9 protein-coding genes are annotated in these 8,719 nt (G+C 70.9%); 3 read left to right on the top strand and 6 right to left on the bottom strand.

Annotated features, from left to right (window positions below):
* Window positions 1–418 (top strand): hypothetical protein (locus tag KBX53_RS13075; protein ID WP_210859447.1); only part of this gene is annotated, 418 nt, incomplete at its 5' end.
* Window positions 419–470: 52 nt separating this feature from the next.
* Here the strand turns inward: KBX53_RS13075 and KBX53_RS13070 are convergent.
* The 3 genes from KBX53_RS13070 to KBX53_RS13060 form a co-directional block, all read right to left on the bottom strand.
* Window positions 471–1,037: a PadR family transcriptional regulator gene (locus KBX53_RS13070; RefSeq protein ID WP_210859445.1), complete on the bottom strand. Its 567-nt coding sequence runs from the start codon at window positions 1,035–1,037 to the stop codon at window positions 471–473.
* 65 nt (window positions 1,038–1,102) lie between these two features.
* Entirely contained in the window at window positions 1,103–1,783 is a 681-nt protein-coding gene (locus tag KBX53_RS13065; RefSeq protein WP_245233539.1) for a response regulator transcription factor, read from the bottom strand.
* On the bottom strand, window positions 1,780–2,856 hold the full coding sequence (locus KBX53_RS13060) for a sensor histidine kinase (protein ID WP_030329395.1): 1,077 nt from the start codon (window positions 2,854–2,856) through the stop codon (window positions 1,780–1,782). The genes KBX53_RS13065 and KBX53_RS13060 overlap by 4 nt, the downstream gene beginning before the upstream one ends.
* Before the next feature lie 336 nt (window positions 2,857–3,192).
* Between KBX53_RS13060 and KBX53_RS13055 the strand changes: the two genes are divergently transcribed.
* The gene (locus KBX53_RS13055) at window positions 3,193–4,656 is read left to right on the top strand and encodes a multicopper oxidase family protein (RefSeq protein WP_210859442.1); all 1,464 of its coding nucleotides are present in this window, start codon (window positions 3,193–3,195) and stop codon (window positions 4,654–4,656) included.
* An 18-nt stretch (window positions 4,657–4,674) separates the two neighbouring features.
* Window positions 4,675–5,109: an SRPBCC family protein gene (locus tag KBX53_RS13050; RefSeq protein ID WP_307857897.1), complete on the top strand. Its 435-nt coding sequence runs from the start codon at window positions 4,675–4,677 to the stop codon at window positions 5,107–5,109.
* Between the two features lie 78 nt (window positions 5,110–5,187).
* On the opposite strand, the gene KBX53_RS13045 is transcribed toward KBX53_RS13050, so the two are convergent.
* The 3 genes from KBX53_RS13045 to KBX53_RS13035 form a co-directional block, all read right to left on the bottom strand.
* The gene (locus KBX53_RS13045; RefSeq protein WP_030329401.1) at window positions 5,188–6,477 is read right to left on the bottom strand and encodes a cellulose binding domain-containing protein; all 1,290 of its coding nucleotides are present in this window, start codon (window positions 6,475–6,477) and stop codon (window positions 5,188–5,190) included.
* A gap of 325 nt (window positions 6,478–6,802) precedes the next feature.
* On the bottom strand, window positions 6,803–7,948 hold the full coding sequence (locus KBX53_RS13040) for an alanine racemase (protein ID WP_210859438.1): 1,146 nt from the start codon (window positions 7,946–7,948) through the stop codon (window positions 6,803–6,805).
* Window positions 7,945–8,719: IucA/IucC family siderophore biosynthesis protein (locus KBX53_RS13035; RefSeq protein ID WP_247675547.1), on the bottom strand; the 775-nt coding region annotated here is incomplete at its 5' end. The genes KBX53_RS13035 and KBX53_RS13040, both read right to left, overlap by 4 nt.

Here is an 8,719-nt window from a genome sequence, read left to right as displayed (position 1 = left end):
CGTGGTCCTCTTCGGAACGCTCGGCTCCTACTCGGCCACGGCCGCGGAGAAGGCCAGCCCGGAGCTTCAGGCATCGCTTGTCGCCGCAGGGCTGCCACCGGCGGAGGCGAGCGCGGCGACGACCGCCTTCGCCGACTGCTTCATCCGCCAGTCCCGCGCGTCGGATCCGACGGCCACGCCGCCCGGCTGTGCGGACTCGGCGCCGGGTCCGGTCGGCGCGGCCTTCGACAGCGCTGCCTCATCGGCGCTGGAGACCAACTTCAACCGGGCGGTCCAGTTCACGGTGGGCGCCGTCCTGGTCGGCGTGATCCTCACGTTCCTTCTCGTCTACCTGCTGCCGCGCCGGCCCGAAGAGCCCTGGGCCGAGGCGAGCAAGCCCGACTGGAACGTGACCACCACCCGGCAGCCCGCTCGGTGACGTGCCGCCAGCCCCGGCCCCGCAGATGCCCCCGGGGCCGGGGCTGGCACCGTCACGACGTGGTCATCGACGTCGGTTGGTTGGCCATCAGCTCGGGCAGTTGGTCGAGCAGCTCGTCGTGCCAGGCGAGTTCGGTACGGAGTCGGAGCTCGGTATGACGGAAGGTCGTCCACTCCAGACCACGGATGTGTGGCGCCGCGATCTCCCGGAGCGCCAGCCACGAGTCGAGCTGCGCGGCGAGGGCCTGCCGCCGCGCCACGATGATGGCCCGGAGCGCGTCTTCGCCGAGGTCGATCACATTTTGCAGGGCCAGGTCGACCGGGTCGTGGCGGAGCTTGGTGTCACGCAACGCCTCGTCGCGGTGGTCGATCAGCTCCGCCGCGCCGGCCGCGGTGAGCGCGTAGATCGTGCGGGCGGGCCGGTTGCCCTCCTGCTCGGTCCGGACCGCCTCGATGACGCCCTCGACCTGCATCCGGTGCAGCGCGCCGTAGAGCGACCCCGGTTTGACGTCGCTCCACAGCTCGGTACGGTCGACCTGGGCCGCCCGGCGGATCTGGTGCCCATGCATGGGGCCGCCACGCGCGAGCGCTCCGAGCACGAACAGGCGAGTGCTATTCACGGCATTAGTCCAACACGAGTGCCCGTTTGCGGGCAAGTTGCGCAGAGCAATCCTTGAGTAACCTGCTATCCGCCGTGAAACGTCGGGTCGACGCACAGCCTCGGCAGGACGATCAGCGAAGCCGCGATGGCCCGGTTGACCGCGTCGATGCGCGACACCGCACCGAGTTTGGCGAAGATGTTGCGCAGGTGGCGCTTGACCGTCGCCTCCGACAGGCAGAGCCGCCCGGCGATCTGGGCGTTGCTCATCGCCTGACCGACCAACTGCAGCACCTCGCGCTCACGGTCCGACAGTGTGCTGTGCACCGGCCCCTGCACCTGGGTCAGGCTCTCGCGCGACACCGCCAGCATCACCGGAGCGTCATCGGCGCGGGCGCGGCGGATCGCCGCCACCAACTCCTGGCGCGTCGAGTTCTTCAGCAGGTAGCCGCAGATGCCAAGGGTCAACAACTCACGCAGCAGCGTCGGACCGTCGAACATGCTGAGGATGATGACCCGGCTCGCCGGGGCGACATCACGGATCCGGCGCACCGTCGTGGTCACCCCGTCGCCGGGGATCTGCACGTCGAGCAGCACGATGTCGGGCTGGCGGACGCGGATCTCGTTGACCGCCGCACAGCTGTCGCCGGCCTCGCCGACGACAACGAGATCGCGCTGGGCGTCGAGGATCTCCCGGAGGCCGTCGCGAACCACGACGTGATCGTCGACGAGCACGATGCGGGTCGGCTCGACCATCGTCGCGGTCACCGGCCGGCCCCCGCCCCGACGGCGAGCAGCGGCACGACGAGTTCGACGGACACGCCCTGGCGGCCCGCCGCTCGCACCGCGAGGCGACCGCCCACGGCGGCCGCGCGCTCAGCCATCGCGCGCAGGCCGGAACCGTCGCGCTCCGCGGCGAGGTCGAAGCCCACCCCGTCGTCGACGACAGTCGCCCGCAGCTCGTGCGGGGTGATGTCGACGACCGCATGGATCACTCGGGCACCGGCGTGGGCGACCGCGTTGCGCAACGCTTCGCGGACGACCAGGAACACCTCGTCGAGCACCTCGGGCGGCACCCACGACTCGTCGCCGTTGATCTCGGTGTGCAGACGCGTCTCGCCCGTCTCGACCGTCGACAGGAAGTTGGCGAGCGCCTCGTCGAGGGACCCGAGCGGCTGGGAGAGGCGAAGATCGGCGATGAGCACCCGCAGGTAGCCGACCGCGTCGTGGAGCGACTCCCGGGCGATGACCACCCGGCGGTCGACGTCGCCTCCGTGTCGTTCCTGGGCGAGCTCGTGCGCCTCCAGGTTGCGGTACGCCGCGCTGAGGCTGTGGCCCAGTCGGTCGTGCAACTCGCGCGCGATCAGCGAGCGTTCCGCGATCTGCGCCTGGTGGACCTCGTTCATCAGGCCGGCGGCGTAGCGCGAACTCGCGTCGAGCAGCCGGGTCAGTGTCGTGCGGGTGAGCGCGTCGGCGACCAGGGCCAGGATCGCGCCCTGGTCGGGCCGGCCACACAACTGCTCCAGCGCGTCGGCCAGCAGGATGTCGGCCAGCGCGACGACAGCGCGGAAGCACTCGCGTGGGTGAAGGTCGACGCCCTCGGCGGGCGCCGTCGGCGGCGGTGCCGACAGCGGGTCGGTCGTCTCGCGACCAATCTCGACGACCGTCTCCCGGACCAGGACGTCGGCCTGCGTCGTGTAACTGTCGACCAGGTCAGCGACCCCGCCGAGATCGTCAGTCGCAGCGGCGAGACGCTGACGGTAGGCGGCGAGAATCGGTTGACGCCTGCGTTCGAGAACCTCGGCAGCGGTCCTCCGCAGCGCATCGTTTCCATACACCATCGCGGATCCCCCGGTGTGTGCCCTTGTTGCTCCCCAGGTGCGGGCACGAACGGCTCTCCCCAGCGCCGGCTGCCCGCCGTGTCGCCCGGCTCCCCCGTGCGCGGACGACAAAGCACTCAGATCGGATCGGCCTTCTACGAGTTGTCACGGCCGACTACTCGCACGAGTCTACGGTCTCACCGCACACCGTTGGAAGGATCGAAGCTTAGCTTTTGGTAGTCACACCAAAACTTAAGGTGAAATCCACGCTTCGCCGCTATCAGCTTTCGACGCCGCGTTGAGGGACCTCCGCGACAGTTCCCCCGAGACCTCGACCCATCAGGAGCGGAGCGACCAATGGTGAGCAGACGCAACGTCATGAAGGCCGGCGCCACCGCGGGCGCAGCCGCGCTGGTCACGACCACCGCGGCGGCAGCGGCGCGCGGATCCACCCCGCCCGCGACGCCGGCCCACGGCGCCCACACCGGTCACGGGGGGACGGCGCACGTCGCGGCCGCCGCCGCCCCGTTCACTGTCCGGATGCCGATACCGCCCGTGCAGCAGCCGATCGCCTCGGTAGGCAACACCGACTTCTACGTCGTTTCCACCCGTAAGGCTCAGGCCGAGATCCTGCCCGGGACGCGTACCGAGGTGTTGACCTATGACGGGCTGTTCCCCGGCCCGACGTTCCGGGTCAAGACGGGCCGGCTCGCGGTCATCGCCCACAGCAACCACCTCGACATGCCGACCGCGGTACACGTGCACGGAGGCCAGACCCCGTCGAGCAGCGACGGGTTCCCGACCGATGTGCTCGACCCGGGCAGGAGCCGGATCTACAGCTATCCCAACAAGCAGCGGGCCGCCACGCTCTGGTACCACGACCACGCCCATCACATGGAGGCGGAGCACGTGTTCCGCGGGCTCGCCGGCTTCTTCCTGATCGACGACCCGGCCCAGGCCGACCTCCGGCTGCCGTCCGGCAACTACGACGTCCCGATCATGTTGCGCGACGCGCGGTTCGCCGACGACGCGAGCCTGGTCTTCGAGCACGACGACTTTCAGTTCCGCAACACGATCCTCGCCAACGGCAAGCCGCAGCCCTACTTCCAGGTGGCCGCCCGCAAGTACCGGCTGCGCTTCGTCAACGCGTCGAACCTCCGCACGTTCACCCTGCGGCTCGGCAACGACGCCGAGGTCACCCAGATCGCGAGCGACGGCGGGCTGCTCGCCGGGCCGACGCCGATCCGCTCGTGGAGCCTGACGCCCGGCGAGCGGATCGAGATCGTCGTCGACTTCGGCGCGTTCCCGGTCGGCAGCCGGGTCTTCCTCGACGACGCGGTGGCCGGGCCGGTGCTGCGCTTCGACGTCAACCGAACCGCCACCGACACCAGCCGGGTGCCCGACCGGCTGAGCACCATTCCCGCGCTGCCGGCGGCCACGAAGGAACGGGCGTTCACGCTCAACCTCAACCCGGCGACCGGCCAGTTCCTCATCAACGGGCAGCAGTTCGACGCCGACCGGGTCGACACCGAGATCAAACGCAACACCACCGAGGTGTGGACGGTGACCAACGGCGACACGCTCTTCGGCATCCCCCACAACTTCCACCCGCACCTGGTCCAGTTCCGGGTGCTCAGCCGCAACGGTCAGCCGCCCGCCCCGGGCGAGGCCGGGCTGAAGGACACCATCTCGGTGGGGCCGGGTGAGACTGTCCGGCTCCAGGCGACATTCGGGCCGTACCTTGGCCGGTATGTCTACCATTGCCACATGATCGACCATTCCGCGAGTGGGATGATGGCACAGATGAAGATCGTTCCCTGACCCTGAGAAAGGTTTCTTGTGCCCTCTGCAGAGAAGACTGTGCAGATCGGACGGACTCCCGAGGTCGTCTTCGCCTTCCTCGCCCGGGGCGAGAACGACGCACGCTGGCGTCCCAACGTGCTCGACGTCGCTCGAGTCTCGGGCGAAGGGGTCGGCGCTCGCTACCGACAGGGGCTCAAGGGCCCCGGCGGGAGCCGCATCCCGGCCGACTACGAGGTGACCGGGTTCGAGCCGGGACGGCGACTGGCCTTCCAGGCCACCGGCAGTGTGGTACGCACCCAGGGCGAGTACACGCTCACGCCCGCCGACGGCGGCGGGACGAAACTCACGCTGAAGTTGGCGTGGCAGCCGAGCGGGCTGTCGCGCTTCCTCGGGCCGGTCGTCGGCAGGACCTTCGAGGAGGAGATCGCCGCCCTCGACGCCCTGCGCGACCTGCTGGAGAGCGAAGCGTGAGCCGGTAGTCCTGGCGGCAGCCGCCAACGGATGTCGGGCCCGGAGCCGGTCGGCTCCGGGCCCTCATCCTGCCCTTGGTCAGGGGCTGGTGCAGGTGACGCTGCTGGGTGCGGTGGCCCCGTTACCGGTGGCGGTGAAGCCGAAGTTGGTCGAGGCGTTCGGACCCACAGTGCCGTTGTAGGGGGCGTTCCGGACGGTGACACTGCCGGTGGTGCCCGTGTTGACGCCGCTCCACAGGCTGCTGATGGCCTGACCACTGGCCAGGGTCAGGCCCACGGTCCACCCGGTCAGGGCAGCCGTGGAGTTGTTGGCCACTGTCACCTCGGCCTGGTAGCCGCCGGGCCAGGTGTTCAACGTCCGGTAGGTGGCAGTGCAGGTGCCCGGCTCGCCGGTGGGCGGCGGAGTCGTCGGCGGCGGGTCGGTGGGCGGCGGGTCGGTCGGCGGCGGGGTGGTCGGCGGCGTGGTCGACTCGAACTGGCTGAAGAACCTCCAGATCTCACCCGAGGTCCAGGTCCGCGAGTCGTTGGGGCTGCCCGACCCGTCGACCGGGCTGGGGGTGTGATCCCCGTCGAACGCCGCCCACTGCACCGGGTAGCCGGCCCGGCAACCCGAGTAGGCGGTGGTGATGTGGGTGAGGCTGCCCCGACTCGGCTCGCGCGGACTCTGCGCGGTGCACCCGTTGTTCCGGACGAACGTGTCGCGCAGTTGTCGGCCCTGCGAGATGTTCAGCACGCTGTCGTAGATGCCATGGATGCCGAAGTAGGCGACGGGTTGGGTGCCCCCGTTGCAACCGCTGAGGTTGGCACCGGAGATCACGGTGACCGCGCGGATGACGGTGGGCCGGGCGCAGGCCACCGCGTAACTCATCGCCCCGCCGTAGCTCCAGCCCAGGGCGAAGCGCTGGGTGGTGTCCACGCAGAGGTCGTTCTCGATCTGCCGGGAGATGTCGTCGAAGAGGGTCAGGTCCCGACCGTTGGTGTTGGCCCAGCCGGCGTTGATGCCCTGCGGGGCGACGAAGATCGCGCTGTTGTTCGACAACGGCTGGAGGCCGTAGTAGCCGGCCGAGGTGACGTTGTTCGCCGAGCCGTTCAACCAGTGGAAGCCGAAGATCAGACGGTACGGGCGGTTCCGGTCGTACCCGTCCGGGATCCGCAGGTTGTACGTACGGCTCTGTCCGCTGCTCTGGATCGTCCGGGTCCCGCTGGCGAGTGTGGGGGCCTTGCCGCAGCCGGCGGTCGCCGCGAGGGTGCCGTTGGTGGCGGCAACCGCCGTCGCACCGAGGCCGCCGCTCAACACGCCGCCGGTGGTGGCCGCGAGGAGAAGCGCCGCGGCCGCGATGGATGGGAGGAAGAACCTACGTCTCAGCATTGTCTGGGCTCCTTGCCGTTCGGCGTCTCGTGCTCGTGGCTCGGCGGCGGCACCGGGGGTGTGCGGCCGCCACCCGTCGAGGCCGGGGCTGCCTACGGTGGAGCGTCGGAAGCTGGGCATGCGGCCGGCGCGACATCGTCCGACGACCAACAGTGGTCGCCTGGCATCGACGGGGCCCGGACTGGTCACCGACCGGGAGGCGGGAGGGGAGTGCCCTCGGCGCGTCTTCGCCGGCTGGCTCGGGTGACCGGGAGCGTGCCCTTCACTCCCGGATGAAAGATAGCATGTTATCGATAACACACCGAGCGGTTCGTGGCGCTCGGGCTCACGTCCCGAACGGCCGGGACGCCCACTCGGCGGCCACTTCCCGCAGGTCACCGGTGCGGAAGAGCGGCGGCTCGTGCAGCAGGAAGTCACGGTGGCTGATGTTCCAGGCGTACGCGCCGGCCATGGCGAAGGCCAGCACGTCGCCCACGCCGATCGGCCCGGCGGTGCTGGAGAAGGACAGCACGTCCTTCGGGGTGCAGAGCTGCCCGACCACGGTGACCGGCCCGCCATCGGTACGGGGACCGGCGGCACCGAGCCGCGGGTGCACGGTGAACGGCTGCGCGTGCCCCTTCGCGGCCGGTGTCCGCAGGTGGTGCGTCCCGCCGGCCACCACCACGAACCACTCGCCGTAGGAGCGCTTCACGTCGATGACCTCGGTCAGGTACGCCCCGCAGTGGGCGGTGACCGACCGGCCCGGCTCGATGCGCAAGCGCACTCCCGGATAGCTGTCCAGGACGTCCGCCAGGGCCCGGCCGTAGCCCTCCCAGTCGAACCGCGCGTCGGGGTCGGTGTAGTCGACTGTCATGCCGCCGCCGACGTCGACCTCGGCGGCGTCGACCTCGGCCACCGCCCAGTCGACCACCGCGGCGGCAACCGTCGCGGCGAGCGGTGCGTCCAACCCACTGGCCAGGTGGGCGTGGATTCCGCGGACGTCGATGCCGGCGGGCGGGCGGCGGGCACACCCGACGGCGTCGGCCGGGTCCATGCCGAACGGGCTGGGCCCACCGCCCATGACCAGGCTCGCGCCCGGCGCGTCGACCGGCAGGTTCACCCGCATCAGCACCTGAGCCGACCGGCCCGTGGCGGTGGCGAGCGCGCCGAGCCGGGCCAGCTCGGTGGGCGACTCGACGTGGATGCGGTGCACCCCGGCGTCGAGCGCGGCGGCGAGGTCGGCGTCGGTCTTGCCCGGCCCGGCGTACGCGGCCGGCGCCCGTCCCGGCAGCACCTCGGCCAGCCTGCGCAGCTCGCCCCGGCTCGCGGCCTCGAACCCGTCGACGATCGGGGCGAGGGTTCGCAGCACACCGGGGTCCGGGTTGGCCTTGACCGCGTAGAGCAGCTCGACCGGCGGGGGCAGCGCCGCCCGGACGGCTCGGGCCTGCCCGGCCAGCGCGTCGAGGTCGTGGACGTAGACCGGTCGGGTCATCGTGGCCCACCCATCGGGTTCGGAACCGGCACGAACGGCGCGGCCCGGTCGGCGTCGCGCCGCCAGCGGACCAGCAGGTTCGCCTTGGCCAAGAACGGCTCCCCGTCGAGCAGCACGCGCAGCTCGGCGGGATCACCGAGGTCGGCGGCGACCGCCTCGACGACGCCCCGCAGCTCCTGCCACAGCCGCTTCTCGATTCCCGGCCGCGCGTCGGCGAGAGCCCCGCTGATCCCACCGAGATGGTTGACGAACAGGCAGTAGACGATCCGGCGGTGGGCGGCGCGGGGACCGTAACGGACCTGCGCCGGGACGCCGTCCGGCCAGGTGGCCCACCGGTCGGCGTCCAGCTTCACCCCCTCCAGGTCGCGCAGCAGCATGCGTACCGGGCGACGGTCCCGGTCGAGCACCACGACCACGTTCTGCAGGTGCGCCTCGTGCACGACGCCGTGGCTGAGCCAGCTGCGCAGCACCGCCGGCACCAGCAGGCCGACGTACGCCCGCCACCAGGCGACCGGATCCGCTGTCACCAGCGGTGCGCCGGCGAGTGCCGCCGCCAGCACCGGGGTGTCGCCGGGACGCAGGTGCGGGCGCAGACCGCTGCGCAGGATCGTCCCGTACGCCTCGTCGGGGCCGGCGACGTCGACGGTGCGGTACGCGGGCTCGGCGAGCAGCCCCACCCCGTCCGGCAGCGGCACCCGGGCCAGCAGGTCGGTCAGCGCCACCGCCCCGGTGAGTTCGTAGCGGGCGTTCTTGCGCAGGCAGTTGGTGATC

This window comes from Micromonospora sp. M51, assembly GCF_018070305.1.
Classification (GTDB): domain Bacteria; phylum Actinomycetota; class Actinomycetes; order Mycobacteriales; family Micromonosporaceae; genus Micromonospora; species Micromonospora parva.
The sequence above is the reverse complement of the archived record's forward strand: the minus strand, read 5'-3'. Positions and strand labels throughout refer to the sequence as shown.